Raw genomic sequence first — 26042 nt, forward strand, 5'->3', positions numbered from 1 at the left:
GGAAGAGGCCGGCTATGGGACGCGTGACGCAGCGCCGCAAGGTGCACAAATATGTCCTGGACGGCAGCCCCAAGGCGTTGGAGTTCCCGGTCCGGCACCGCGAAGACGTGCTGGCCGTGGAGGAACCGCTCGAGATGCGCCTGGACAGCCTCTCCTACTCCGTGACCATGCGCACCCCGGGCGACGACTTCGACCTGGTGGCCGGCTTCCTGGTGGCCGAGGGCATCATCTGGGAGCCGGAGCAGCTCATCTCCCTCCGGTTCTGCGCCGGAGAAGACGAAGACGGGGTGCAGACCTTCAACGTGGTCGAAGCCCAACTCCGGCCGGACGTGCCGCGGCCGGCCACCGGGCGGAACGTCTACACCTCCAGTGCCTGTGGCATTTGCGGCACGGACTCCGTGGACGCGGTCCGGAAATCCTCGCACTACAGCCCCGAAGCGGACCCGCTCACTGTCGACGCGGACGTCCTGGCATCCCTCCCCGCACTGCTCCGCCAATCCCAGCGCCTCTTCGACACCACCGGGGGAGTGCATGCTGCCGGGCTGTTCCGGATAACTGACGACGGCGGCGCACAGCTTTTGTGCCTGCGTGAGGACGTGGGGCGCCACAACGCGGTGGACAAGGTGGTGGGCTGGGCGCTCCGGGAGGGGTTGCTCCCGCTGCGCGGGACGGTGCTGCAGGTTTCCGGGCGGGCGTCCTTTGAGCTCGTCCAGAAGGCTGCCCTTGCCGGGATCCCGGTCCTCTCCGCGGTCAGCGCCCCTTCCAGCCTGGCGGTGGAACTGGCCGAGGCCAGCGGCCTGACACTGGCAGGCTTCAGCCGGGGCACCAGCTTCAATGTCTACTCCGGGGATGCCCGGGTGCGGCTGGCAGCCGCCGGTGCGCCGCCGTCGTAATGACTGGCTCCGGGACCCGCGACCCGGCGGGGAGGGGCTTGGTTATCCTCCGGCCAGCCGGTAGATTTTTCCATCGAATGGACATCGCGGTCACACTCCAACGCTAAGAGGCCCCTATTGCATGACGACCGACGGATCACGGAAGTCCGGCTGGAGCGGTTCGTCCGCGAACGGATCAACCCCGCCGTCTACACGCGGATGGTGCCGCTGGAACTCAGCAGCTGGGAGGCCCCCGGGGAGCCTGTTCCCGCGATGGAGGCGATGCGGCAGGAATTCCGCCCGCAGGAGCATGGCGCCGCGTGGGGCAGGCCATGGAGCACCACGTGGCTGCGGCTGCAGGGCGAGGTGCCCGAATCCTGGGGCAGCCGGGCGGAAAGTGCCGTTGAGGTGGTGGTGGACCTCGGCTTCACGCTCGAAGCGCCGGGGTTCCAGTGTGAAGGCATCGCCTGGCGGGCGGACGGCACCATTATCAAGGCGATCTCGCCGCGGAACCAGTACATTCCCCTGAAGCTGCTGGGCACCGGGATGGCCGTGGACTTTTACGTGGAGGCGGCCGCAAACCCGGACGTGGCCGGAGGCTGGACTTTCGCGGCAACCCCCTACGGAGACAAGGCAACGGCCGGGACCGCGCCGCAGTACCGGCTCGGCAGGATCGGCATAGCCGAGCTGGACAAGAATGTATGGGAACTCCAGCAGGATGTGTGGACCCTCGCGGGACTGATGAAGCAGCTGCCGCTGGAGCTGCCCCGGCGGCACCAGATCCTCCGTGCCCTGGAACGAATGATGGACATCATGGACCCCGACGATGTCGCCGGAACCGCTGCCGCCGGCCGGGAGGCATTGGCGGATGTCCTGGCCAGCCCGGCCTACGCGTCCGCGCACCAGCTGGTGGCCACCGGGCACGCGCACATCGACTCGGCCTGGCTCTGGCCGGTCCGCGAAACCATCCGCAAGTGCGCCCGGACGTTCTCCAACGTGGTGGCGCTGATGGACGAGGACCCCGGCTTTGTGTTCTCCTGCTCTTCGGCCCAGCAGTTCGCGTGGATCAAGGAGTACTACCCGGAGCTGTTCACCCGGATCCGGGAGAAGGTCCGCTCCGGCCAGTTCGTGCCCGTGGGCGGCATGTGGGTTGAATCGGACACCAACATGCCCGGCGGTGAGGCCATGGCACGCCAGTTCGTGGAGGGCAAGGGCTTCTTCCTTTCCGAATTCGGCGTCGAGTGCCGTGAGGCCTGGCTCCCGGACTCCTTCGGCTACTCCGGGGCATTGCCGCAGATCGTGAAATCCGCCGGCGGCCGCTGGTTCCTCACGCAGAAGATCTCGTGGAACCAGACCAACCGCATGCCGCACCACACCTTCAACTGGGAAGGCATCGACGGCACGCGGCTCTTCACCCACTTCCCGCCCGTGGACACGTACAACGCCGAGCTGAGCGCCCGCGAGCTGGCGCACGCCGAGCGCAATTACCGGGACCACGGCCACGGCAGCGTCTCGCTGGTGCCGTTCGGGTATGGCGACGGCGGAGGCGGACCCACGCGCGAAATGCTCGCCGCCGCGCGGCGCACCGCTGACCTTGAAGGCTCCCCGAAGGTCCGCATCGGGTCGGCCGAGAGCTTCTTCCGCCAGGCGGAGGAGGACTACCGGGCCCTTCCCGTCTGGGTAGGCGAGATGTACCTGGAGCTGCACCGCGGCACCTACACCAGCCAGGCCCGCACCAAACAGGGCAACCGCCGCGGTGAGCACCTGCTGCGCGAGGCCGAACTCTGGTGTGCCACCGCTGCCGTCCGGTCCGGGTTCCCCTACCCGGCAGCCGAGCTGAAGCGGCTCTGGCGGCTGGTCCTGCTGCACCAGTTCCACGACATCCTCCCGGGCAGTTCCATCGCCTGGGTGCACCGCGACGCCGAACGCAACCACGAGGCCATTGCAGCGGACCTCGAGGCCCTGATCGGCCAGGCGGCCCGCGCCGTGCTGGGTGCCGGCGACACGGCCTTCCTGCTGAATGCGGCCCCGCATGCCCGGGACGGCGTCCCCGCGCTGGCTGCCGCCGAGCCTGCCGCCGCGCCCGCGCCGGCCACCGTCACCGCCGCCAGCGGCCCGCAGCAGGGCGGCTATGTCCTGGACAATGGCGTGATCCGGGCGGTGATCGATGCGGACGGGCTGCTGGTGTCCCTGACGGACTATGCCAGCGGCCGTGAAGCAATCGCGCCGGGGGCACGCGGCAACCTCCTGGAACTGCACCGGGACACTCCCAACGAATGGGACGCCTGGGACATCGACGAGTTCTACCGGCGCAACGTCACCGCGCTGGTGGCCGCAGAGTCTGTTGGTCCGGCGGAGCCTGGTGGTCCGGCAGGGTCTGCTGGTGTGCCGGAATCCGGTTCCGCGGAGGATGGGGCCTCGGTGGTGGTGCTCCGCACTGTGGGGGCTTCCGCCATCACCCAGCGGATCACGCTAGCACCGGGCAGCCCGTCCCTCACCATCACCACGGCGGTGGACTGGCAGGAACGCGAAAAGCTGCTGAAACTCGGCTTTCCGCTGGACGTCCGGGCGGACCGCTCCGCAGCGGAAACGCAGTTCGGCCACGTGCTCCGGCCAACGCACACGAATACCTCGTGGGAGGCGGCGAAGTTCGAAATCTGTGCCCACCGCTGGATCCATGTGGGAGAGCCGGGTTATGGCGTGGCCATCTCGAACGCCTCCACCTACGGCCACGACGTCACCCGGACCATCAGGGAGTACGACGGCGGCACCACCACCACCGTGCGCCTCTCACTGTTGCGTGCGCCCAAGTTCCCGGACCCGGGAGCCGACCGCGGACAGCACGAACTCACTGTCACGATCCGTCCGGGGGCCGGGATCGCCGATGCGGTCCAGGAAGGCTACCGGACCAACCTGGCGCCGCGGCTGGTCCGGGGCGCCGCTCCGGTGGAACCGCTCGTCACGGTATCCAGCCCGGCGCTGGTGGTGGAAGCAGTCAAGCTGGCAGAAGACGGATCCGGCGACGTCATCGTCCGGCTCTACGAGTCCTTGGGCGGGCGCGCCCGGGTAACGGTCACGGCCAACTTTCCGGCCCGCGGCGTCCGGGCGGTGGACCTGCTGGAGCGGGAGGCCCCGGTACCCGGCGTGGAAGCGCTCGAAGATGCCGGTGCTGCCGGGAGCGGCAGTGGCGGAGGTGTGGCGGCGGAACTGTCGGTGCGGCCGTTCCAGCTGGTAACTCTCCGTTTCGCCCGATGACCGGGGCCGGTCAAGCCCGGTCTCCACAGAGACCCGGCAGCGGCGTTAAAAGGCTGAGTGGGGGCGGTCCCCAACGGCCGCCACCACTCATCCCCCCAATAGTGCGAAAGCACGCGGGGCCACCCCGGCGTCCAAGAATTTCTCCCCGTTCGCAAGACGCCACTTGCCCCGCCTTCACACATTCATGATTGAATCACATTCTAATGATTTTGTGAAAGCGTCTCGGGTTACTTTTCGGTAGATGTCCTGGCCGCTGTCCTGCGGGTATTCCTGATCCTTGCCACCCAGATCAGGGCCAGCCCCACCACGTAGCAAAGCACCGCCGTGTAATTGACCACGTACTTGAGCGGCCCGAACTCCGGCGGCACCACCGGGAACAACAGCGTCAGTGCGATGGCCACACCACCGCTGCCCAGCAGGAACGCGGCGATCCGCACCAGGACGGGCAGGCGGCTTCGGACGGCGCGCACCATGGCAGGCAGCAGCACCAGGGACACGTAGGCAGGGTAGGCCCGGCCGGCAGCGCCGTAGTACTCGACCAGGGCCGCGTTGCGCGGATCCTTGTGGGCCTGCGCCACCATCCCTGCGGAGGAGCCCGCGGTGTCCATCAGCAGGAACACGGCCACCAGCACCAGCGATACCGCCAGGAGAACCATCGTGCCCACGCGCCCGGTGATCAGCCGGTAGGCATCCTGGGCCCCGAAACCCCTGGTGACCCGGATCCCCACGAAGTAGATGGCCGCAAAGATGATGAACCGCAGCATCAGGTTGCTGTAGTTCATGCCGCCCAGCGCCTGGTCGATGGCCACATACGGATCATGAATGCTCAGCAGCGTGGCCAGGGTCATGAGGAAGAAGATGTAGAACAGCGAACGGTTCTCCCCGCGGAGCGCACTCGGCACGCGGGCGGCGGCAATCAGGCCGCACGTGGCCAGTGTTGCCCACTGAATGACTTCGATCATCCGAGGTTCTCCCAAATCTGCTCTGTTTGCGCGGTGTCATGTTCCTGCCGGCGCAGGACCTTGCCGAGGGCCTGCAGCCTCTCCCCGGCGAGGGCGGTCAGGTCGCCGTCGGACATTGCATCCAGGGCGGCCTGCCGGGCATCCGGCGGCCAGCCCGCCTCGGCCTCCGTGACCAGTCCGGTGGCCACCAGCCCGCCGGCAGGGCCCACCCCCGCTGCCAGCGAGGTGGCGACGGCCAGTTCCGGCGCCAGCCGGTTGGCGGTGAGCTGCGCGGAAAAGTTCTGCGGAGCAACTCCTGTTGCCGCGGAGACCCTATGCCGCAACTCGCCGTCGTCAATGGCATCCACCCAGTTCCGCACCGAGGTGGAGTGCGGGGCGGGCGTGAGCGACGGCGGCCCGCCCGGGCCGTGCGGCCCCGCTGCTTCCGCCGAGTCCTCTGCGGTGCGGGCGAGGACCGCGCGGAGGAGGTCGGGGGTGGAGACCAGGCTAACCAGCTCACCGTGCGTTGGCGCCTGCCACGGCCCGGCCAGGCTGCGATAGGCGTCAAACCCGGCCAGCGCTGCCACGGGATTCACGCCGTAGGCGCGGCTGATGGCCACCACGGTTGCCTCGCCCACCTTGCCGCGCACCAGCTGCTGGGCGAGGGTGGTCCGTTTGATCCCGGAAACCCGGCAGATGTCCGCCGTGCTGGCATCGGGTGCGATGCCTTGCATCCAGCGCTGGAACGCCTTGGCGGGTACGGGCATTGAAGGCTTTCTGGACGACTGGCGGATGCGAAGATTTTACCGCGGCGCGGCTTCAACGATTTTACCCCCACGGGTGTTTCGGCTATTCTTGATTGCTGAGCCCGTTGGTCCGTACACCCCCCAAGTCCGGACCGGCGGGCTCTTTCACGTCCTGCGGCCCGGACGTCCGATCCCCGCTGCGGGTACCCCCGCCCGGCGCTGTTCCACGGACCCGGCCGGACAAACCAGCGAAAGAACCGACCCATGACCGCAACCCTCGTTGCCAAGGACATTGCCGGCGGCCACGACCACCGGCAGCTCTTTTCCAGCCTCTCGCTCACAGTCGCCCCGGGCGACGTCGTGGGCGTCGTCGGGGCCAACGGCGCCGGCAAGTCGACGTTGCTGCGGATCCTGGCCGGCGTGGACCAGCCGCAGGGCGGCACCGTGAGCCTGGCGCCCACGGACGCCTTTGTGGGCTGGCTGCCGCAGGAACACGAACGCGCCGCCGGCGAAACCGTGGCCGGCTACATTGCCCGGCGCACCGGCTGCGCGCAGGCCACGCTGGAGATGGAAACCACCGCCGAAGCTTTGGGCAGCGGCGCTCCCGGCGCGGACGATGCGTACTCCCGCGCGTTCGACCGCTGGATGGCGTCCGGCGCCGCCGACCTGGAGGAACGGATCCCCGCCGTCCTGGCGGAACTTGGACTGGACACCGGCGCCGACGCCGAAATGACGGGGCTTTCGGGCGGGCAGGCCGCGCGGGTGGCGCTCGCGGCCCTCCTGCTCAGCCGGTTTGACGTGGTGCTGCTCGACGAGCCCACCAACGACCTTGACCTTGCCGGGCTGGCCAAGCTGGAGGACTTCGTCAAGGGACTCCGCGGTGGCGTGGTGCTGGTCAGCCACGACCGCGAGTTCCTGGCCCGCTGCGTCACCACCGTGGTGGAGCTCGACCTTGCCCAGGACGCCGTGGGAATTTACGACGGCGGCTACGACGCCTTCCTGGAAGAACGCGCCGTGGCGCGCCGGCACGCACGCGAAAAGTATGAGGAGTTCGCGGCCACCAAGGCGGACCTGGTCGCGCGAGCCAGGACACAGCGGGAATGGAGTTCCCAGGGCGTCCGTAACGCCATGAAGAAGAACCCGGACAATGACAAGATCCGCCGGGCCGCCAGCACGGAGTCCTCCGAAAAGCAGGCCCAGAAGGTCCGGCAGATGGAGTCCCGGATCGCCCGGCTGGACGCGGTGGAAGAGCCGCGGAAGGAATGGCAGCTGCAGTTCTCCATTGGCAAGGCGGCCCGGTCCAGCTCGGTCGTGGCAACCCTCCGCGATGCCGTGGTGCGGCAGGGCGGTTTCACGTTGGGCCCGGTCAACCTGCAGCTCAACGCCGGTGAACGGGTCGGCATCACCGGTCCCAACGGGGCCGGCAAGTCCACCCTGCTCCGGCTGCTTCTGGGTTTGACCGCGCCCGATTCCGGCAGCGCAGCAATGGGCGCGTCGGTGGCCGTCGGGGAGATTGACCAGGCGCGCAGCCTGCTGGCCGGAGACGAAAGGCTGGCCGACGCCGTCGGGAATGTCCTGGTGGACCTGGCACCCGCTGAAGTCCGCACGCTGCTGGCCAAATTCGGGCTCAAGGCAGCCCACACGGAACGCCGGGTGGACTCGCTCTCGCCGGGCGAGCGGACCCGGGCGGCACTGGCCCTGCTCCAGGCCCGCGGGGTTAACCTGCTGGTCCTGGACGAACCCACCAACCACCTCGACCTGCCGGCCATTGAACAGCTCGAGGAGGCGCTGGAAAGCTACGACGGTGCGCTCCTGCTGGTGACGCACGACCGGCGCCTGCTGGAGAACGTCCGCCTGGATGTACGTTGGGCAGTGGACAACGGACAAGTAACGGAGCAGCAGCAATGAGCATGGACCGCGTCGCCTGGCACTCCCTGTACAACATCACCCGGGCCAAGAGCGGCTCCCGGCCATTCTCGAAAGAAACCCTCAAGCGAGTCCTCGGCTTCGCCCGGCCGCACCGCGGCAAGCTGACCGCCTTCGTGGTGCTGTCCGTGGTCATGGCGTTTCTGGCCGTGGCCACCCCGGTCCTCGCCGGTCAGGTGGTGGACGCGATCGTGGCCAATGCCCCGGCCGGCGAAGTGGTCCGACTGGCCGTGCTGATCGCCGTCGTGGCTGTTGCCGAGGCAGGGCTGGGCCTGGTGAGCCGCTGGCTGTCCTCCACCATCGGCGAGGGCGTCATCGTGGACCTGCGGACCCGGGTGTTCGACCATGTCCAAAAGATGCCCATCGCGTTCTTCACCCGCACCCGCACCGGGGCGCTGGTGAGTCGCCTGAACAACGACGTCATCGGCGCGCAGTCGGCGTTTGCCGGAACGCTCTCCGGCGTGGTGAGCAACGTGGTGGCGCTGGCCCTGACCCTGGTGGTCATGCTTGGCACGTCCTGGCAGGTGACCGTGCTGGCCATGCTCCTGCTGCCCGTGTTCCTGGTTCCCGCGCGCCGGATGGGAGCACGGCTGGCTGACCTGCGCCGCGAGGCCGCCGAGCACAATGCTGCCATGGGCACCCAGATGACCGAGCGGTTTTCTGCGCCCGGCGCCACCCTGGTCAAGCTGTTTGGCCGGCCCGAGGACGAGTCCCGCGAGTTTGCCGTCCGGGCGGGCCGGGTCCGCGACATCGGCGTCCGCACCGCGATGCTGCAGTTCACGTTCGTCACGGCCCTGACCTTGGTGTCAGCGCTCGCGCTTGCCCTGGTGTACGGGCTGGGCGGCTGGTACGCGCTCACGGGCCAGCTGGCGGCAGGCGACGTGGTGGTCCTCGCCCTGCTGCTGACCCGCCTGTATTCACCGCTCACCGCACTTTCCAACGCCCGGGTGGAGATCATGAGCGCGCTGGTCAGCTTTGAACGCGTCTTCGAAATCCTGGACCTGAAGCCGCTGATCCAGGAGAAGCCGGGCGCCAAGGCAGTTCCCGCAGGGCCCGTCTCCGTGGAGTTCGACGACGTCCGCTTCGCGTACCCTTCCGCGGACAAGGTGTCACTGGCCTCCCTCGAAGAGGTGGCCACGCTGGATACCCGAGGCGGCGAGGAAGTGCTGCACGGGATCAGTTTCCGGGTGGAACCGGGCCAGACTGTGGCGCTGGTGGGCTCCTCCGGCGCGGGCAAGTCCACCATCGCGCAGCTGCTCGCCCGCCTCTACGACGTCGATTCGGGGGCGGTGCGCCTGGGCGGATCCGTGTCCGGAACGGGGGTGGACGTCCGCGACGCCACGTTCGAGTCCCTCCGGGACACTCTGGGCATGGTGACCCAGGACGGGCACCTGTTCCACGAGACCATCGCCTCCAACCTGCGGCTGGCCCGACCGGATGCCACGGAGGACGACATGTGGGAAGCCATCCGGCAGGCCCGCCTGGAAGCCATGATCCGGTCCCTGCCGGACGGCCTGGAAACCGTGGTGGGGGAGCGCGGCTACCGGCTCTCCGGTGGGGAACGCCAGCGGCTTACCATCGCCCGGCTGCTGGTCGCCCAGCCCCGGGTGGTCATCCTCGACGAAGCAACCGCAGCGCTGGACTCCACGAACGAGGCCGCGGTACAGGCCGCCCTTGGTGCCGCACTGGAAGGACGGACGGCATTGGTTATTGCCCACCGGCTGTCCACAGTGCGGGCAGCGGACGCCATCCTGGTGGTGGAGGACGGAAGGATCGTGGAACGCGGCACGCACACCGAACTCCTGGCTGCGGACGGACGTTACGCGGAGCTGTACCGGACGCAGTTCGCCGAGGCCACCGCGGTGGCGCAGGAAGCCGTTCCCGAGCTGTAGGCTACGGCCGGCCGGCAACCCGGGGCCGGGAGCGGGTGAGCCCGGGCAGGATGTGGTCCGTGAGCAGCGGTGCGAGATCCGGCGTGGGCGGGTCGGCCGGGTCCAGCCAGCGGATCTCTTCGATCTCGGCGGACGGGAGCGCCGTCCAGGTCCCCGGGGCCAGGAACACCGTGGCCTCAATGACCGTGGCGGCCTCGTTGGCGGCGTCCGCGATCCACACGCCCATCAGGCACAAGGCTGCGGGTTCCAAAACGATCCCGACCTCCTCGGCCAGCTCGCGCGCCGCGGCCTGGGCTGCCGACTCGCCCGGTTCCGGCTTGCCACCGGGGTGCATGAACATCCGGGTCCCGCGTTTGCGGACTGTCAGCAGGCGGCCGGCATCATCGAAGACGCAAACGGCGGAAACGACGATCCGGTCCTTCACACGTCCTCCAGGCGGGTCAGGCGGGATGCGAGCAGCAGGTCCTTCCGCGGTCCGGTCACGTCCCAGCTGTAAGTGAAGCTTTGGACCCCCTCGAAGGTATACGTCACGCGGTATGTGTCAGGATCACACCAGTGCCGGTCCAGGTTGGCGTCCGGGGAGAAGCTCATCAGGTGGAACGGCCGGCCGTCAGGAAAAAACACGTCCAGCGCGTCGGGACGCCCGGACGGGCGCAGGAGGTACTCGCGGAAGGCGGGCCCGGTGAAAGAAGGCCAGCGCACAGTGCCGTCTTCGCGCAGGGCAAGGCCGCCGTCGGGCGTGGAAACGAAGCGTACGACGCCGGAAAAGGTTCCCCGGGTGCCCTGCGTCCGGTCCAGCAGGTCCCGGTCCACGCTCCAGCTGCCGGGCCCGGGATCGCCGGGGCCCAGGAGGTAGGCGCGGAGGTCGAACTCCGGGGAAGGAAGGTTCAAGTGCCCTCGATTGGAATCGAACCAACGACACCGGCTTTAGGAGAGCCGTGCTCTATCCACTGAGCTACGAGGGCGGGCGTCCGAAGGATCGGCGGGGCCGGTCCGGGCGGACACGGATACAAGCATACAAGGTGCGGGCGCGTACTACGCTCAAGGCATGAGTCCAGCCCGGCAGGCCGCCCCCGCGGCGGTGTTCATTCCCGATACTGCATCGACCCGCCAATACATCGGCGCCTGGGCGGTGCTGAGCGTGCTCCAGTACTTCGCGGCCGAAGCCGCGGCAATCGGCGCCTGGGCCGGGGCGCGGCCTTACGACCTGAGGACGGGCTACATCAGCGATCTGGGCGCGCTGCACTGCGGGGTCTTCGACGGACGCCAGGTCTGCTCGCCGCTCAACTGGCTGATGAATGCCTCATTTGTGGTCCAGGGGCTGGGCATGGTGGTGGGCGCCCTCCTGCTGAGCTCGGCGCTCCTGTGCGTGGCGGCACGGGCTGACCTGCGCATCCGTCCCGGCACCCGGAAGCCCTGGCTTGCGGCGCTTTGGGTCCGCCTGCTCACGGGGGCGGCCGGCACGGGCACGGTGATAGTAGGGCTGGTGCCGGAAGATGCGGGCTCCGGCTGGCACCTGGCAGGCGCAGTCATGTACTTCCTGGCCGGCGCCGCGGCGCTGGTGGTCCTGGGCGCTCTGTGGGTCCGAAAGACACCGATGGCCTGGTTCATCCTGGCCTGCGGCCTTGTGTCCCTGGCGGCGCTGGCCACCGGCGGGATCACCCGCATGGCGGTCCCCGAGCCCGGCACGCTGGAACGGTTGATGGGCTACCCCGTGACGGTGGGGATGGCCACGGCGGGCCTGGTCATCGCCCGCAGGGTGCACCGCCACCGGAAGGAACTCCGCGCGGTTGCCAAAAGGAGCGCGGGGTCACTTCCGGCCCAGTGAACCGCCCCGGAGTGGCCTAATGCGACCCCGCGTTGCAACGGCGGCGGCGCCGGCCACCAGTGCCAGTACGAGCAGCACCCAGCCTGCAACGGTGAGGCCCGAGGCAAGAGCAACCTGGCCGGCGTCCGCGCCGGCTGAGGCCATCATCGCGTCGATGGCGGCGTTGCCCCCGAGACGGACCACCACGAACAGCAGGGGAACGGCCCACAGCGCCCACCGAACCGCCCGGCGGGCAACGCTGGTGCCGATCAGCAGCAGCCAGGTGAAGCCAAAGATCAGCGGAAAAAGCGTGCCTGCGGTTTTGTGGAGGTAGTTGAGCTGGCCGCGGGCGTCGCCGTCCATGGCCTCCTGCAGCTGCGCGATGTAGGCCGGGTCAAAGCCGCCCACCAGCGAATCCGGCATGGCCAATCCGCCGGACAGATCCGTGAGCTGGTTCAGCGTCAGGAGGTGCAGGTACCAGAACAGGAACAGGCTGGCCACCACGCCGGCGATCAGGATCAGGTTGCTGTTGTTCTGCGCCTTCTCCGGTGTCCGGGCGGTGGTGGGGTTGATCACCGGCGGCAGATGGTGCTGCGGAACAGCCGCCTTGGAACCGTGCTTCCTGATGCGCTGGGCGGGGGTTTTGGCCATGGCACCATTATCGGGCCCCATAAACTGAAGCCATGACCATTGGCAGGCACAGCGCTGTTCAACTTGACCCTTCCCTGGACGACTACCAACTGGCCGCGGCCCTGGTCCGCGAAGCCGGGCAGCTGGCGTTGCTGATGCGGATGGCCGGACTGCAGTCGAAGCAAAAGAGCTCCGTCTCCGACGTTGTGACCGCCGCGGACCACGCGGCCGAGGCGTACGTGCTGGAGCAGCTGCAGCGGTGCCGCCCCGCTGACGGCATTCTCGGCGAGGAGGGTGCCTCCGTGGCCGGAACCAGCGGCCGCACCTGGGTGATCGATCCGGTGGACGGCACCTACAACTTCCTGCACGGATCCACCTACTGGTGCTCCGCCATCGCCCTCAAGGACAGTTCCGACGTGCTGCTCGGCGCCATTTACCAGCCCGAGGAGGACAAGCTCTGGCTGGGCGGCCAGGACCACGCTTCGTCCCTGAACGGCGAGCCGATCACCGCGTTCCGCGACGAGGAGGGAGAACGCAACGCCGTACCCGTGGCCGCCCTCGGCGCCGCCACCTACATCCATCCCACCTGGCTGATGGACCCGCTGTGCGCCATGCCGTGGCATGCTGCGGCAACGTCCGCGGCGGCGCTCCGGATGCTCGGATCCGGCTCCTGCGACCTTGGCCGCGTTGCGGACGGGCAGCTGGGGTGCTGGTTCCAGCACAGCTGTCCTGAATGGGACTGGTTGCCGGGCAAGGCAATCGTTCGCGCTGCCGGGGGTGCGGTGGACACCGTCACGGTCAACGGCCTCGAGTGGTTCATGGCAGGAGGAACGACGGCGGTCCGCGGCCTGCGTGCCGCGCTGGAGTCCGGTTCGGTGCAGTAATCCACAGGCCGGGACCGGGTGTCGGTCCCACAGCCTAGACTTGTAGGCACCATGGATATGTTGTTTGACCCGTACTCTGACGGACCGTTCACGGCTGCTCCCGCAGTTGCCGCCCGCACTGCAGCAAGCCCTGAAGGGGTGGCCACGGCGGCGGGCCCGGGCGGAAGCGGACACCATGGATCGCCGCGGCCGGACGCCGCGCAGCTCCTGGAGGGCCTGAACCCGCAGCAGGAGGAAGCGGTCAGGCACGCAGGCTCCGCGCTGCTTATCGTTGCCGGCGCCGGTTCGGGCAAGACCCGCGTCCTGAGCAACCGCATTGCCTACCTGATCGCCACGGGCCGCGCCCACCACGGTGAGATCCTGGCCATCACCTTCACCAACAAGGCGGCCGCGGAAATGCGGGAACGCATCGAGGCGCTGGTGGGCGGCCGCGCCAAGATCATGTGGATCTCAACCTTCCACTCCTCCTGCGTCCGGATCCTGCGGCAGGAAGCCGCGAACGTGGGGCTGAAATCCAACTTCTCCATCTATGATTCCGCGGATTCGCTGCGCCTGGTCACGCAGGTGTCGAAGGCCCTGGACCTGGATCCCAAGAAGTTTGCACCCAAGGCCATCCTGCACAGGATTTCAGCGCTCAAGAACGAGCTCATCGACGCGGATTCCTACGCATCCTCGGCGAACTACAACGATCCTTTCGAGCAGGCTGTGGCCGAGGTCTACAAGGGATACACGCAGCGGCTGCGCCAGGCCAACGCCATGGATTTCGATGACCTTATCGCCGAAACGGTGTACATGTTCCGGGCGTTCCCTGCGCTCGCCGAGTCCTACCGACGCCGGTTCCGGCACGTACTGGTGGACGAGTACCAGGACACCAACCACGCCCAGTACGCCTTGGTCCGCGAGATAGTGGGGGAGGGCCCCGGCGCCTCTGAGCTGACGGTGGTGGGCGACTCGGACCAGTCCATCTACGCCTTCCGCGGCGCGGATATCCGCAACATCGTGGAGTTCGAGAAGGACTATCCCGAGGCCCGGACCATCAAGCTGGAGCAGAACTACCGCTCCACGCAGAACATCCTCAGCGCCGCGAACTCGGTCATCTCCCGCAACCCCAACCGGCCCGAAAAGCGGCTCTGGACCGCGGAGGGCGAGGGCCACAAGATCATCGGATATGTGGGCGAGAACGAGCATGATGAAGCCCAGTTCATCGCCAAGGAGATCGACCGGCTCCAGGACGAGGACAACCTGCGGCCCGGCGACGTCGCCATCTTCTACCGCACAAATGCCCAGTCCCGTTCCATCGAGGACGTCCTGGTCCGCGTAGGCCTGCCGTACAAGGTGGTGGGCGGCACGCGCTTCTACGAGCGCAAGGAGATCAAGGACGCACTCGCCTACCTGCGCGTGCTGGTCAACCCGGACGACGACGTCAACCTCCGCCGGGTGCTGAACGAACCAAAGCGCGGAATCGGCGACCGCGCGGAGGGCGCCGTGGCGGCCCTTGCCGAACGGGAACGGTCCTCGTTCATGGCTGCGGCGCGCCGCGCGGAGCAGGCCCCCGGCATGGCCACCCGCTCCGTGAACGCCGTCCTGGGCTTCGTGAAGCTGCTCGATGACCTCAGGGAGGTGGCCGAGGGCTCCGGTGCGGCCGCCGCTCTGGAGGCCGTGCTGGAACAGACCGGTTACCTCGCGGCCTTGCGCTCCAGTACGGATCCACAGGATGAGTCGCGCGTCGAAAACCTCGCGGAACTGGTCGCCGTCGTCCGCGAATATGAACGGGACAACCCGGAAGGGTCCCTTGCAGCGTTCCTGGAGCAGGTGTCCCTCGTTGCGGATGCAGACCAGATCCCCGACGCCCCCGGCGCGGATATCGACGCCGCCGTAGCAGAAGCCAAACGCCTGGGAGTGGTCACGCTGATGACCCTGCACACGGCCAAGGGCCTGGAATTCCCGGTCGTCTTTCTTACCGGCATGGAACACGGGCTGTTCCCGCACCAGCGTTCGGCCACGGACCCCAAGGAGCTCGCCGAGGAACGGCGGCTCGCGTACGTGGGCCTTACCAGGGCGCGGAAGCGGCTGTACGTCACCCGTTCCGAGGTGCGCAGCATGTGGGGGCAAAGCCAGTACAACCCGGCCAGCCAGTTCTTGGAGGAAATCCCGGCCGAACTCCTCGATTGGAAGCGTGAAGGAACCTCGCGCCAGGCGGGGTGGGGAAGCAGTGGCTCCATCGGTTCGGGCCGTTACAGCGGCTCGTTCTGGGGTGCAGGCAGCGCCCGCGGGGCCGCCGCCGATTCATCTGCCGGATTCAACGCCGATGTACCCGCGGTCGTGGCCCGCACCAGGGTGCAGCCGCAGAAGGAAATCGTGGCCGTTAGCGTGGGGGACAAGGTCAACCACAACAGCTTCGGCGACGGAACGGTACTGGCGGTGGAGGGTTCCGGTGACAAGACGGTGGCGAAGGTCAAGTTCAGCGTGGGCGAGAAGCGGCTGCTGTTGCGTTACGCCCCCCTGACCAAGCTCGACGCCTGAGAAGCGGCCAAAAACCCCGGAAATCCGCGGTTTTTTCTACGCTTCATAGAATAGTGTCCTTACTCACATAAGCGGTAGTCTGGGACGGGCCGGTCCCCATAAAGGACTAGAGTTCCCAGAGGAGCATTGCGCCGCGTGGCTCGTTTCCAGACAGGCCGCCGGTGCGTGCAATCCGCAGCCCGGTCATCGTCTATCGATGGTGTCCGACTGTATAGAAACTACTTCGACGTAGAAGGACACTAAACCGTGGACCTGTTTGAATACCAGGCGCGCGATATGTTCGAGGCGCACGGTGTACCCGTGCTGGCCGGCATCGTGGCGTACACCCCAGAAGAAGCAAAGGCAGCTGCCGAAAAGATTGGCGGCGTCACCGTCGTCAAGGCACAGGTCAAGATCGGCGGCCGCGGCAAGGCCGGCGGCGTGAAGGTCGCAAAGTCCGCTGACGAGGCACTTGAGCACGCCACCAACATCCTGGGCATGGACATCAAGGGCCACACCGTCAAAAAGGTGATGATTGCCCAGGGTGCGGACATCGCCGAAGAGTTCTACTTCTCCGTCCTGCTGGACCGGGCCAACCGCAACTACCTGGCCATGTGCTCGGTTGAAGGCGGCATGGAAATCGAGCAGCTCGCCGTCGAACGCCCGGAGGCGCTGGCCAAGGTAGCCATCGACCCCGCCGTCGGCATCGACCAGGCCAAGGCGGACGAAATCGTCGCCACGGCAGGCTTCGCTGAGGAACTGCGCGGCAAGGTGGCCGACGTCATCCTCAAGCTCTGGGACGTCTTCAAGAAGGAAGACGCAACCCTGGTGGAGGTCAACCCGCTCGTCCGCACCGGCGCCGGCGAGATCATCGCCCTTGACGGCAAGGTCTCCCTCGACGAGAACGCAGAGTTCCGCCACGCCAAGCACGCGCTGCTTGAGGACAAGGACGCTGCCGATCCCCTTGAGGCCAAGGCAAAGGCGCAGGACCTCAACTACGTCAAGCTCGACGGCGAAGTCGGCATCATCGGCAACGGCGCCGGCCTCGTGATGTCCACCCTCGACGTTGTTGCCTACGCTGGTGAAAACCACGGCAACGTCAAGCCCGCCAACTTCCTTGACATCGGCGGCGGAGCCTCCGCCGAGGTCATGGCTGCCGGCCTGGACGTCATCCTCGGCGACGAGCAGGTCAAGTCCGTGTTCGTCAACGTCTTCGGCGGAATCACCGCCTGCGACGCCGTCGCCAAGGGCATCGTCGGTGCACTGGCCGAGCTCGGCCACACCGCGAACAAGCCGCTGGTAGTCCGCCTTGACGGCAACAACGTCGAGGAAGGCCGCCGCATCCTGAACGAGGCCAACCACCCGCTGGTTACCCTGGCCGCCACCATGGACGAGGGCGCCGACAAGGCCGCCGAGCTCGCCAACGCAGCTAAGTAAAGGGACGCACCATGTCTATCTATCTGAACAAGGACTCCAAGGTCATCGTCCAGGGCATCACCGGCGGCGAAGGCACCAAGCACACCGCCCTGATGCTGAAGGCCGGAACCAACATTGTTGGCGGCGTCAACGCCCGCAAGGCCGGCACCACGGTCCTGCACGGCGACCAGGAAATCAACGTCTACGGCACCGTCAAGGAAGCCATGGCGGAAACCGGCGCCGACGTCTCCATCGTCTTCGTTCCGCCGGCATTCACCAAGAACGCCGTTGTTGAAGCCATCGAAGCAGGCATCGGCCTGGTAGTCGTCATCACCGAAGGCGTGCCGGTCCAGGACTCCGCCGAATTCTGGGCCCTGGCCCAGTCCAAGGTGGACGCCGACGGCAACCAGGTCACCCGCATCATCGGACCGAACTGCCCCGGCATCATCACCCCGGGCGAGGCGCTGGTGGGCATCACCCCCGCCAACATCACGGGCAAGGGCCCCATCGGACTGGTTTCCAAGTCCGGCACCCTGACCTACCAGATGATGTACGAACTGCGCGACCTTGGCTTCTCCACCGCCATCGGCATCGGCGGCGACCCCATCATCGGCACCACGCACATCGATGCGCTGGCCGCATTCGAGGCTGACCCCGAGACCAAGGCAATCGTCATGATCGGCGAGATCGGTGGCGACGCCGAAGAGCGTGCCGCCGACTTCATCAAGGCCAACGTCACCAAGCCGGTTGTCGGCTACGTGGCAGGCTTCACGGCTCCGGAAGGCAAGACCATGGGCCACGCCGGTGCCATCGTCTCCGGTTCCGCCGGAACCGCCCAGGCCAAGAAGGAAGCCCTGGAGGCTGCAGGCGTCAAGGTCGGCAAGACGCCGTCCGAGACCGCCAAGCTGCTGCGCGAGGTCTACGCAGCGCTCTAGTAGTTCCTACCCGCTACGCGGGGTCACCTCAGGCCAGACAATCCCTCGGGATTGGGCCCGGTGTGACCCCGCGTTGCTGTTTAAGCTGAGAGCAGCTCGTCCAGGCGCTCATAGCCTTCGGTCATGCCGCCTTCCATTCCGGACTCTGCCATGCCGTTCCGGGCTTCCAGGCTCGGGTAGACGGCATGGCCGCGGATACGGCATCTGCCGCCGCCCAGGTCCTCGAATGTCATGGATTCGAGGCTGACCACGTCCGGGTAGCCGCCGAATTCGAACGTCTGCAGGGCGAATTCGTTCTCGCGGACAGTGTGGAAGACTCCGCGGAACTCGTAGGGCACTCCTTCGGGACCGGTGTGGGTATATCGATACGACCCGCCTGTCCGGAACTCGTAGTGGTCCACGTCCATCTTCATCCGGCGCGGGCCGAGCCACTGGGCAATGAGCCCCGGATCCTTGTGGGCGCGGAACACGTCCGCGACCGGAAAATCGAATTCGCGCTCGAAATCTATGAAGGGCAGGCCCTCGGGGACGGAGAGCTTCAGGGGATTGGTCATGGCGTTTCCTTTGCCTTGGCGCCGTGGTGCCCGGCGCTGGATTGAAGCACGGCATCGAGGCTGCGGAACTGCTCTTCGCGGACCAGCCTGTACTGGTCGATCCAGGCGGTGAGTGCCTCCAGCCGTGCGGGGTTCAGGTGGACGGGCCTGCGCTGGGCCTCCCGGCTGCGGGTGACCAGCTGCGCCTGCTCGAGGACCTGGATGTGCTTCGAAACCGCCTGCTTGGAAATTTCGAAAGGTTCCGCCAGCTCATTTACGGTGGCCGGTCCCCGGCTCAGCCGGGCGATGATGCTCCGCCTCACGGGGTCCGCAAGGGCCATGAAAGCACCATTGAGACCGGTCTGGTCGGGGTTCATGCAGGCCACCTAATCAACTAAATTGTTTATCAACCAAACGGTTGTTTAACTTTATACCCGTGGATGCCGGGAAGGAAGGGCGCGGGGGAACAGTTGGTGAACGCCCAGAGAACAGCGGCCGAAATTGGCGGTTCATGCCCCTGGCCGTCCGGATACTGGATTGATGAACAACTTTACTCGTCGTCAAGTTCTGCGCTCCGCGGGTGCCGTTGCTGTAGCCGGTGCGGCTGGCGCCGCTACCGCCAACGCTCCTGCCTGGGCCTTGGATGCTGCTGACCGCACCGTCTTTGCCCACGGCCTCGCCTCAGGGGACCCGATGCCCGCGAGCGTACTGTTGTGGACCCGCGTCACGCCAGTGGCGGAAGCCCTTCCGGGCAGCGGCAGGGGGCCCGACGTGACGGTGACTTGGGAGGTGGCACCGGACAGCGGGTTCCGAAAGATCGTTGCCCGGGGCTCCGCGCCCACCGGCCCTGGACGCGACCACACGGTCAAGGTCCTCGCCGACGGGCTAGCACCGGGGACCACCTACTGGTACCGCTTCAAGTTTGGTAAGGCCTTATCGGCTGTGGGCAGGACGCGTACAGCCCCGTCGGCAGGCGCGTCGGTCGACCGGCTGAAGTTCGGGGTGGTGTCCTGTGCCAACTGGCAGGCGGGCTATTTCTCGTCCTACCGCCACCTCGCCGCCCGGGGTGACCTTGACGCCGTCCTGCACCTGGGTGACTACCTCTACGAGTACGCGCCCGGTGAGTACCAGGCGCGCGATGTCGTGGTCCGGCCCCACGACCCGGCCCGGGAAATGACCGTGCTGCAGGACTACCGCCGCCGGCACGCCCAGTACAAGACCGATCCAGACCTCCAGTCACTGCACGCAGCGGCACCGTTCATCGTCACGTGGGATGACCATGAGTCCGCTAACGATGCGTGGAAGGACGGCGCGGAAAACCATACGGAGGGTGCCGAAGGGGCCTGGCGCGACCGGTCGGCCGCAGCGCGGCAGGCCTACGCCGAGTGGATGCCGGTGCGCTACGAACCGGGCGGCCAACTGTACCGCCGCCTGGACTTTGGCTCGCTGGCCAGCCTCTCGATGCTGGACCTTCGCTCCTACAGGGACCTGCAGGCCTCCAGCGGTGCAGACCCTGCAGCGGACAGCACCGCCCGGACCATTACAGGTACGGCGCAGATGGACTGGCTGCTGAACAACCTCAACTCCTCCGGCCCGCAGTGGAAGCTGGTGGGCAACCCTGTCATGATTACGCCCGTTAAGGTCCCGTCGACGCTCAGCGCCGGCGAGCTGGCCGGTGTCCAGGAGCTTATGGGCGGGACCACCATCGACGGCGTCCCCTACAACGTGGACCAGTGGGACGGATATGAAGCGGACCGCAGCAGGGTAGTGCGGCACCTGCGGGACAACGCAGTGAAGGACACCGTGTTCCTCACCGGGGACATCCATTCGGGCTGGGCATGTGACATTCCCGCCGACCCGGCAACCTATCCGGCCACGGGTGACTCCGTGGCTGCCGAACTTGTCTGCACTTCAGTGACGAGCGACAACCTGGACGACATACTGAACGTTCCGCCACGCACGGGATCCCTTTCCGTGGAAGCGGCCATCAGGGCGGCAAACCCGCACGTCAAGCACCTCGACTTCGATTCCCACGGCTATTCGGTCCTGGACGTCACCCCCGCAGGCGTTCGCATGGACTGGTACGTCCTCGCTGACAGGACTTCAGCAGGGTCCCCGGCAACACTGTCCACGTCCTTCACTGTGGGCGCCGGGACCGGCAAGGCCGTTCCCGCGGCGGGAGGTGCGCTGTGAAAGGCGGGCAGGCGACGCATGCCCTCCCGACGCCGGGCCGCCGGCAATTCCTGAAGGTAGCCGCGGCAGGAGGCGCCGCCGTCGTGCTTTCCTCGGCGCAAGGGGAAGCCTGGGCTGCTCCGGCAACCGGGAAAGAGCCTCCGCGCGTCCGGAGTTACATCCTGGTGGTGGACGGCTGCCGGCCGGACGAGATCACGCCTGCTCTGACGCCAAATCTTGCGGCGCTCAGGGGTGCCGGGACGAATTTTCCGGCCGCGCGGTCACTGCCGGTGATGGAAACCATTCCGAACCACGTAATGATGATGACCGGAGTGCGGCCGGACCGGTCGGGCGTTCCCGCGAATTCCGTCTTCGACCGCGCCGAAGGTGTGGTCCGCGACCTGGACCGGCCGGCGGACCTTCGTTTTCCCACGTTGCTCGAGCGGCTGCGGGAACGCGGGCTGACCACGGGGTCGGTGCTGAGCAAGAGGTACCTGTTCGGGATTTTCGGGGAGCGCGCCACCTACCGCTGGGAACCGCAGCCGCTGCTGCCGGTGACCGGACATGCGCCGGACGTGGCCACGATGGACGCCCTGCTGGCGATGGTAGGCGGCCCGGACCCGGACGTGGTGTTCACCAATCTGGGTGACATTGACCGGGTGGGGCATTCCGACCTGTCCGGAACCACCCTGCGTGCCGCCCGCGAGGCGGCCCTTGCTGAGACCGACCTGCAGGTGGGCCGGTTCGTGGAACATCTCAAGAGTGCAGGTAAGTGGGAGTCCAGCGTTCTGACGGTGCTGGCCGACCATTCCATGGACTGGTCCATCCCCGCGAATGTGGTGTCGATCAATCTGATCCTGCAGTCCCGCCGGGAACTGCAGGCCAACGTCAAGATTGCGCAGAACGGCGGCGCGGATCTGCTGTACTGGACGGGCGCCGATGCTGAACGCGCCGCCGGCATGGCTGCCGTGGCGGAACTGGTGGCGGCCCACCCCGGAGTCCTCTCCGTGGACGTGCCTACGGGTTTGCGGCTGGGCCCCGAAGCGGGAGACTTGGTTGCCTACTGCCGTGCCGGCTGGCGCTTCGCGGACCCTTATGTAATGTCCAACCCCATCCCCGGGAACCACGGACATCCGGCCACGGAGCCCATTCCGTTCTTCATCTCCGGCGGCAGTCCGCTGGTGGTGGGCGGAGCCACGTCCTCAGAGCCCGCCCGGACCGTGGATGTGGCGCCTACTGTGGGCAGCATCTACGGGCTCAGGCCGCCCGCGGGCGGGTATGACGGCGTGGCACGGACTTCCGCGCTGAACATCTAGCCTCACTTCCCGCCGCCCCCTAAAGCAACGCGGGGTCACCTTCCGCCCAATAATCCCCCGGGATTGGGCCGAAGGTGACCCCGCGCTGCCATTTAAGGTGGCGAGGGCGGCCGGGGCATAGCCTGTTGTAAGTATGTCAGTACAAACCTTTGACAGGACATCCGATCTAGGGCAAAGTAGTGCGTGTGGCCCACGCCACCGCAGACAGAGCCGGATTCCTGTCCAAAAGGTCCAGGGTTTCCACACCAGAAAGGTCCACGATCACCGTGACCCACGAGCTTCTTACGATCGGGCGCATCAGCGTTGATATCTACCCGAACGATATCGGGGTGGACCTGGAGGATGTCACGTCCTTCGGGAAATACCTCGGCGGTTCCCCGTCCAACGTGGCGGTGGCCGCAGCCCGGCACGGCCGGCGCGCAGGCGTCATCACCCGCACCGGGGATGATGCCTTCGGCAAGTACCTCCACCGGGAACTGCGCAAATTCAACGTGGACGACTCCTTCGTGACCGCCGTACGGCAATACCCCACAGCCGTCACGTTCTGCGCGATCAAGCCGGCAACGGACGAATTCCCGCTCTACTTCTATGGACGCTTTCCCACGGCCCCGGACCTCCAAATCAGCGCCGAAGAGCTGGACCTGGACGCCATCCGGAACGCAGGAATCTTCTGGTCCACCGTCACCGGCCTGTGCCAGGAGCCCAGCCGCAGCGCGCATCTTGCCGCTCACGAGGCCCGGCCGCGCACCGGCCTGGCTGACGGCCAGTTCACCGTGCTCGACCTGGACTATAGGCCTATGTTCTGGGCTTCGGAAGAGGAAGCACGCGCCCAGGTGGCAAAGATCCTGCCCCATGTGACTGTCGCGATCGGCAACGACAAGGAATGCGCCGTCGCCGTAGGCGAGGGAACCCCGGATGAGCAGGCAGACCGCCTGCTGGCCGCGGGAGTGGAGATCGCCGTCGTCAAGCTTGGCGCTGAAGGCGTGATGGCCAAAACCCGCACGGAACGCGTGGTATCCGCGCCGGTCCCGGTGGAAACCGTGAACGGCCTGGGCGCCGGGGACTCGTTCGGCGGCGCTTTCTGCCACGGGCTGTTGTCCGGCTGGCCGCTGGCCCAGGTGCTGGATTACGCCAACGCCGCCGGGGCGATCGTCGCCTCCCGCCTCTCCTGCGCAGACGCGATGCCCACCCCCGCAGAGGTCACTTCACTGCTGGCCGAACGCGGCCGTCCCGTTCCGCAGCTTGCCACCGAAGGAGCAGCACTGTGACCATCAATATCTCCAGCGGCCCCGAGGCTGCCGCCGGCACCGTCGGGATGGACGTGGATGACGATCCCCGCCGCTACGAGCACCTGAGCACCATCCGCCTGGAAGACCCGGAGGCCGTGGCACGGGCAGCAAAGTCCCGCCGCCGCCACCCCGGCCCGAAGTCCGGCAGGCAGAACTTCATTGTCGCCGCCGACCATCCCGCCCGCGGCGCCCTCGCGGTAGGGAATGATCCGGTAGCGATGGCGGACCGCCGCCAGCTGCTGGACCGGCTGCAGATCGCGCTGGCCAATCCCGCCGTGGACGGTGTGCTGGCCTCCCCGGATGTCATGGACGACCTGCTGCTGCTGGGCGCGCTGGATGGCAAGCTGGTCTTTGGGTCGATGAACCGTGGCGGGCTTTCCGGGCTGGTCAACGAGTTCGATGACCGGTTCACCGGCCACACCGCCGCGGCACTGGAGGCGCTCGGTGCTGACGGCGGGAAGATGCTGACCCGGATCTGCCTGGGCGATCCGGACACCGTGGTGACCCTGGAGGCTACGGCCAAGGCCATCGACTCCCTGGCCGAGCGTAAGCTAATCGCCATGGTGGAGCCCTTCCTGTCGGTCAGGGAAAACGGCCGCGTCCGCAACGACCTGTCCACCAATGCGGTCATCAAATCCATCGCCATTGCCGAAGGCCTCGGTTCCACCAGCGCCTACACGTGGATGAAGCTGCCGGTGGTCGCGGACATGGAACGTGTCATGGCCGCCACCACCATGCCCACCGTGCTCCTGGGCGGTGACCCGCAAGGAACCCAGGACGAGGTCTTCGCCAGCTGGCAGGCTGCCCTGGCGCTGCCGGGTGTCCAGGGCCTGACTGTTGGACGCACCTTGCTCTACCCCCAGGACGGGGACGTCGCCGCCGCCGTCGCCACGGCTGCCTCGCTGCTGCACCACACCTCAGAAACACCGGAGAACTAGCCATGGTCACAACAACAGGAACCCGCAGAATGACGGTGGCCCAGGCCGTCGTCGAATACCTTTCCAAGCAGTACACCGTGGACTCGGTCAACGGCGTTGAATACCGTGAGCGGCTGATCCCGGGAACGTTCGGCATCTTCGGGCACGGCAACGTGGCCGGTGTGGGCCAGGCCCTGAAGCAGTACCAGCAAATTGATCCGACGATTATGCCGTACTACCAGGGCCGCAACGAGCAGGCCCAGGTGCACCAGGCCGTAGGCTATGCCCGGCACACCCGCCGCCGCCAGACTTTTGCGGTCAGCACCTCGATCGGCCCGGGCTCCTCCAACCTGCTGACCGGTGCCGCGCTGGCCACCACCAACCGCCTGCCGGTGCTGCTCCTGCCCTCGGACACCTTCGCTACGCGCGCGGCGGATCCCGTGCTGCAGCAGCTGGAACAGCCCTACGCCTACGACCTCACCGTCAACGATGCATTCCGGCCGCTGTCCAAGTTCTTCGACCGCGTCTCCCGCCCCGAGCAGCTGTTCTCCGCGTTCCACCACGGCCTGCGTGTCTTGACGGACCCGGCGGAAACCGGTGCCGTGACCATCTCGCTGCCGCAGGACGTCCAGGCCGAGGCTTTCGACGTCCCGGTCGAGTTCCTGGCCGAGCGGGAGTGGCGGATCCGCCGCCCCGAAGCGGATGATGCCGACATCGCCCGCGCCGTCGCGGCCATCCGTGCCGCCAAGCGGCCGCTGATCATCGCCGGCGGCGGTGTCCTCTACGCCTATGCCAACGACGAACTCGCCAAGCTCGTGGAACTGACCGGCATCCCGGTGGGCAACACGCAGGCAGGCGTCGGTGTGCTGCCGTGGGACCACAAGTTCTCCCTGGGCGCCATCGGTTCGACGGGTACGACGGCGGCGAACGCCATTGCTGCTGAGGCGGACCTGATCATAGGGATCGGCACGCGCTACGAGGACTTCACCACCGCTTCGCGGACCGCGTTCCAGAACCCCGAAGTGAAGTTCATCAACATCAACGTGGCCCCGATCGACGCGTACAAGCACGGCACCTCCCTGCCCATCGTGGCCGACGCCCGGAAAACCCTGGTTAAGCTCAACGCCGCCTTGGGCGGGTACCGGGTTGGCGCCGACCTGGAACAGAAGGTCGCGGCGGAGAAGCAGCGCTGGGACGCCACCGTGGACGAGGCGTTCGACACCCGCTACACGCCGCTGCCGGCGCAGAACGAGATCATCGGCGCCACTTCCCGGGCCATGGACGCCCGGGACGTAGTGATCTGCGCCGCGGGATCGCTCCCCGGCGACCTGCACAAGATGTGGCGGGTCCGCGACCCGTTCGGTTACCACGTCGAATACGCCTATTCCTGCATGGGCTACGAAATTCCCGGCGGCCTGGGTGTCAAGCGCGCGGCCCTGGCCGAAGCGGCAAGCACGACGGCGGCAGGCGGGGAACGCGCAGAGGCGCGCGACGTCGTCGTGATGGTGGGCGATGGCTCCTACCTGATGATGCACACCGAACTGGTCACAGCCGTCGCCGAACGCATCAAACTGATCGTCGTGCTGATCCAGAACCACGGCTACGCCTCCATCGGGTCCCTCTCCGAATCCCTCGGCTCGCAGCGCTTCGGCACCCGGTACCGGGCCCTGAACGAGGAACAGCACAGCTTCGACGAGGGCGAAACCCTCCCCGTGGACCTGGCCCTGAACGCAGAGTCCCTGGGCGTGAAGGTCATCCGGATCGAACCGGGGGAGAAGGTCATCGCCGAGCTCGAGCAGGCCATCCGCGACGCCAAGGCGGCACCCGAACGGGGCGGTCCGATCCTGATCCACGTCGAATCCGATCCCCTCCTGGACGCGCCAAGCTCCGAGTCCTGGTGGGACGTGCCGGTTTCCGAAGTCTCCGAGCTGGACTCCACGAAGCAGGCCTTCCAGACCTACGTCGACCATAAATCACGCCAGCGCAAGCTGCTCGGCTAAGCACGCTTT

21 protein-coding genes and 1 tRNA gene are annotated in these 26042 nt (G+C 67.1%); 14 read left to right on the forward strand and 8 right to left on the reverse strand.

The window, feature by feature from the left end; all coding sequences use genetic code 11:
* The first annotated feature begins 14 nt into the window (after positions 1 to 14).
* Entirely contained in the window at positions 15 to 893 is an 879-nt protein-coding gene (fdhD, locus tag ACIQCM_RS13960) for a formate dehydrogenase accessory sulfurtransferase FdhD (RefSeq protein ID WP_400608184.1), read from the forward strand.
* 117 nt (positions 894 to 1010) lie between these two features.
* A complete protein-coding gene (locus tag ACIQCM_RS13965) occupies positions 1011 to 4127 on the forward strand; it encodes an alpha-mannosidase (RefSeq protein ID WP_400608183.1) in 3117 nt (1038 codons plus the stop codon).
* A 227-nt stretch (positions 4128 to 4354) separates the two neighbouring features.
* On the opposite strand, the gene ACIQCM_RS13970 is transcribed toward ACIQCM_RS13965, so the two are convergent.
* Both ACIQCM_RS13970 and ACIQCM_RS13975 read right to left on the reverse strand, forming a co-directional pair.
* Positions 4355 to 5089, reverse strand: coding sequence for a hypothetical protein (locus tag ACIQCM_RS13970; RefSeq protein ID WP_400608181.1), 735 nt, complete (start codon positions 5087 to 5089; stop codon positions 4355 to 4357).
* On the reverse strand, positions 5086 to 5835 hold the full coding sequence (locus tag ACIQCM_RS13975) for a hypothetical protein (RefSeq protein WP_400608179.1): 750 nt from the start codon (positions 5833 to 5835) through the stop codon (positions 5086 to 5088). The genes ACIQCM_RS13970 and ACIQCM_RS13975 overlap by 4 nt, the downstream gene beginning before the upstream one ends.
* A 243-nt stretch (positions 5836 to 6078) precedes the next feature.
* Between ACIQCM_RS13975 and ACIQCM_RS13980 the strand changes: the two genes are divergently transcribed.
* Together ACIQCM_RS13980 and ACIQCM_RS13985 are read left to right on the forward strand one after the other, a co-directional pair.
* Positions 6079 to 7722 carry an ABC-F family ATP-binding cassette domain-containing protein gene (locus ACIQCM_RS13980; protein WP_400608177.1) on the forward strand — a complete coding sequence of 548 codons (1644 nt, stop codon included), beginning with the start codon at positions 6079 to 6081 and terminating at the stop codon, positions 7720 to 7722.
* Complete coding sequence (locus tag ACIQCM_RS13985; RefSeq protein ID WP_400608175.1) at positions 7719 to 9632, forward strand: ABC transporter ATP-binding protein; 1914 nt, start codon at positions 7719 to 7721, stop codon at positions 9630 to 9632. Before ACIQCM_RS13980 ends, ACIQCM_RS13985 begins: the two co-directional genes overlap by 4 nt.
* 1 nt (position 9633) lies before the next feature.
* Here the strand turns inward: ACIQCM_RS13985 and ACIQCM_RS13990 are convergent, their stop codons facing one another.
* From ACIQCM_RS13990 to ACIQCM_RS14000, 3 genes are all read right to left on the reverse strand, one after another.
* Positions 9634 to 10056, reverse strand: a complete 423-nt coding sequence (locus ACIQCM_RS13990) for an NUDIX domain-containing protein (protein WP_400608173.1) — start codon at positions 10054 to 10056, stop codon at positions 9634 to 9636.
* Positions 10053 to 10523, reverse strand: a complete 471-nt coding sequence (locus ACIQCM_RS13995) for a DUF6314 family protein (RefSeq protein ID WP_400608171.1) — start codon at positions 10521 to 10523, stop codon at positions 10053 to 10055. The genes ACIQCM_RS13990 and ACIQCM_RS13995 overlap by 4 nt, the downstream gene beginning before the upstream one ends.
* Before the next feature lies 1 nt (position 10524).
* Positions 10525 to 10597, reverse strand: a tRNA-Arg gene (locus ACIQCM_RS14000).
* A gap of 83 nt (positions 10598 to 10680) precedes the next feature.
* Between ACIQCM_RS14000 and ACIQCM_RS14005 the strand changes: the two genes are divergently transcribed.
* Positions 10681 to 11460 (forward strand): DUF998 domain-containing protein, encoded by a 780-nt coding sequence (locus ACIQCM_RS14005; protein WP_400608169.1) that lies wholly within the window; start codon positions 10681 to 10683, stop codon positions 11458 to 11460.
* On the opposite strand, the gene ACIQCM_RS14010 is transcribed toward ACIQCM_RS14005, so the two are convergent.
* The gene (locus ACIQCM_RS14010; RefSeq protein ID WP_400608167.1) at positions 11443 to 12090 is read right to left on the reverse strand and encodes a hypothetical protein; all 648 of its coding nucleotides are present in this window, start codon (positions 12088 to 12090) and stop codon (positions 11443 to 11445) included. The two genes, ACIQCM_RS14005 and ACIQCM_RS14010, sit on opposite strands and share 18 nt — an antisense overlap.
* 32 nt (positions 12091 to 12122) lie before the next feature.
* Between ACIQCM_RS14010 and ACIQCM_RS14015 the strand changes: the two genes are divergently transcribed.
* The 4 genes from ACIQCM_RS14015 (at position 12123) to sucD (ending at position 17806) form a co-directional block, all read left to right on the forward strand.
* Positions 12123 to 12953 carry an inositol monophosphatase family protein gene (locus tag ACIQCM_RS14015; protein WP_400608165.1) on the forward strand — a complete coding sequence of 277 codons (831 nt, stop codon included), beginning with the start codon at positions 12123 to 12125 and terminating at the stop codon, positions 12951 to 12953.
* A 57-nt stretch (positions 12954 to 13010) separates the two neighbouring features.
* Complete coding sequence (gene pcrA / locus ACIQCM_RS14020; RefSeq protein ID WP_400608287.1) at positions 13011 to 15476, forward strand: DNA helicase PcrA; 2466 nt, start codon at positions 13011 to 13013, stop codon at positions 15474 to 15476.
* Between the two features lie 246 nt (positions 15477 to 15722).
* Positions 15723 to 16892, forward strand: a complete 1170-nt coding sequence (gene sucC, locus ACIQCM_RS14025; RefSeq protein WP_009358168.1) for an ADP-forming succinate--CoA ligase subunit beta — start codon at positions 15723 to 15725, stop codon at positions 16890 to 16892.
* A gap of 11 nt (positions 16893 to 16903) precedes the next feature.
* The gene (gene sucD / locus ACIQCM_RS14030; RefSeq protein WP_133352068.1) at positions 16904 to 17806 is read left to right on the forward strand and encodes a succinate--CoA ligase subunit alpha; all 903 of its coding nucleotides are present in this window, start codon (positions 16904 to 16906) and stop codon (positions 17804 to 17806) included.
* Between the two features lie 80 nt (positions 17807 to 17886).
* Here sucD and ACIQCM_RS14035 read toward each other — a convergent pair whose 3' ends face one another.
* Together ACIQCM_RS14035 and ACIQCM_RS14040 are read right to left on the reverse strand one after the other, a co-directional pair.
* Complete coding sequence (locus ACIQCM_RS14035) at positions 17887 to 18360, reverse strand: SRPBCC family protein (protein ID WP_400608162.1); 474 nt, start codon at positions 18358 to 18360, stop codon at positions 17887 to 17889.
* The gene (locus ACIQCM_RS14040) at positions 18357 to 18716 is read right to left on the reverse strand and encodes an ArsR/SmtB family transcription factor (RefSeq protein WP_400608160.1); all 360 of its coding nucleotides are present in this window, start codon (positions 18714 to 18716) and stop codon (positions 18357 to 18359) included. Before ACIQCM_RS14040 ends, ACIQCM_RS14035 begins: the two co-directional genes overlap by 4 nt.
* 163 nt (positions 18717 to 18879) lie before the next feature.
* Here ACIQCM_RS14040 and ACIQCM_RS14045 point away from each other — a divergent pair, with 163 nt between their 5' ends.
* The 5 genes from ACIQCM_RS14045 (at position 18880) to iolD (ending at position 26033) form a co-directional block, all read left to right on the forward strand.
* Positions 18880 to 20532, forward strand: a complete 1653-nt coding sequence (locus tag ACIQCM_RS14045) for an alkaline phosphatase D family protein (RefSeq protein WP_400608159.1) — start codon at positions 18880 to 18882, stop codon at positions 20530 to 20532.
* Complete coding sequence (locus tag ACIQCM_RS14050; protein WP_400608157.1) at positions 20529 to 21827, forward strand: alkaline phosphatase family protein; 1299 nt, start codon at positions 20529 to 20531, stop codon at positions 21825 to 21827. Before ACIQCM_RS14045 ends, ACIQCM_RS14050 begins: the two co-directional genes overlap by 4 nt.
* A 266-nt stretch (positions 21828 to 22093) precedes the next feature.
* Positions 22094 to 23095 carry a 5-dehydro-2-deoxygluconokinase gene (iolC, locus tag ACIQCM_RS14055; RefSeq protein WP_400608155.1) on the forward strand — a complete coding sequence of 334 codons (1002 nt, stop codon included), beginning with the start codon at positions 22094 to 22096 and terminating at the stop codon, positions 23093 to 23095.
* Between the two features lie 47 nt (positions 23096 to 23142).
* Complete coding sequence (locus ACIQCM_RS14060) at positions 23143 to 24054, forward strand: deoxyribose-phosphate aldolase (RefSeq protein WP_400608285.1); 912 nt, start codon at positions 23143 to 23145, stop codon at positions 24052 to 24054.
* A gap of 29 nt (positions 24055 to 24083) precedes the next feature.
* A complete protein-coding gene (gene iolD, locus ACIQCM_RS14065) occupies positions 24084 to 26033 on the forward strand; it encodes a 3D-(3,5/4)-trihydroxycyclohexane-1,2-dione acylhydrolase (decyclizing) (RefSeq protein ID WP_400608283.1) in 1950 nt (649 codons plus the stop codon).
* Positions 26034 to 26042: the final 9 nt, after the last annotated feature.

Source organism: Pseudarthrobacter sp. NPDC092439 (genome assembly GCF_044754945.1).
Classification (GTDB): domain Bacteria; phylum Actinomycetota; class Actinomycetes; order Actinomycetales; family Micrococcaceae; genus Arthrobacter.

Excerpts from the sequence above, each read along its gene's own strand:
- ACIQCM_RS14010 (WP_400608167.1), bottom strand. The coding sequence starts at position 12,090 with ATGGCCAAAACCCCCGCCCAGCGCATCAGGAAGCACGGTTCCAAGGCG.
- ACIQCM_RS13985 (WP_400608175.1), top strand. The coding sequence starts at position 7,719 with ATGAGCATGGACCGCGTCGCCTGGCACTCCCTGTACAACATCACCCGG.
- sucD (WP_133352068.1), top strand. The coding sequence starts at position 16,904 with ATGTCTATCTATCTGAACAAGGACTCCAAGGTCATCGTCCAGGGCATC.
- ACIQCM_RS13975 (WP_400608179.1), bottom strand. The coding sequence starts at position 5,835 with ATGCCCGTACCCGCCAAGGCGTTCCAGCGCTGGATGCAAGGCATCGCA.
- pcrA (WP_400608287.1), top strand. The coding sequence starts at position 13,011 with ATGTTGTTTGACCCGTACTCTGACGGACCGTTCACGGCTGCTCCCGCA.
- ACIQCM_RS14015 (WP_400608165.1), top strand. The coding sequence starts at position 12,123 with ATGACCATTGGCAGGCACAGCGCTGTTCAACTTGACCCTTCCCTGGAC.
- ACIQCM_RS13980 (WP_400608177.1), top strand. The coding sequence starts at position 6,079 with ATGACCGCAACCCTCGTTGCCAAGGACATTGCCGGCGGCCACGACCAC.
- iolD (WP_400608283.1), top strand. The coding sequence starts at position 24,084 with ATGACGGTGGCCCAGGCCGTCGTCGAATACCTTTCCAAGCAGTACACC.
- ACIQCM_RS13970 (WP_400608181.1), bottom strand. The coding sequence starts at position 5,089 with ATGATCGAAGTCATTCAGTGGGCAACACTGGCCACGTGCGGCCTGATT.
- ACIQCM_RS14060 (WP_400608285.1), top strand. The coding sequence starts at position 23,143 with ATGGACGTGGATGACGATCCCCGCCGCTACGAGCACCTGAGCACCATC.
- ACIQCM_RS14035 (WP_400608162.1), bottom strand. The coding sequence starts at position 18,360 with ATGACCAATCCCCTGAAGCTCTCCGTCCCCGAGGGCCTGCCCTTCATA.
- ACIQCM_RS14005 (WP_400608169.1), top strand. The coding sequence starts at position 10,681 with ATGAGTCCAGCCCGGCAGGCCGCCCCCGCGGCGGTGTTCATTCCCGAT.
- ACIQCM_RS14045 (WP_400608159.1), top strand. The coding sequence starts at position 18,880 with ATGAACAACTTTACTCGTCGTCAAGTTCTGCGCTCCGCGGGTGCCGTT.
- ACIQCM_RS14040 (WP_400608160.1), bottom strand. The coding sequence starts at position 18,716 with ATGAACCCCGACCAGACCGGTCTCAATGGTGCTTTCATGGCCCTTGCG.
- fdhD (WP_400608184.1), top strand. The coding sequence starts at position 15 with ATGGGACGCGTGACGCAGCGCCGCAAGGTGCACAAATATGTCCTGGAC.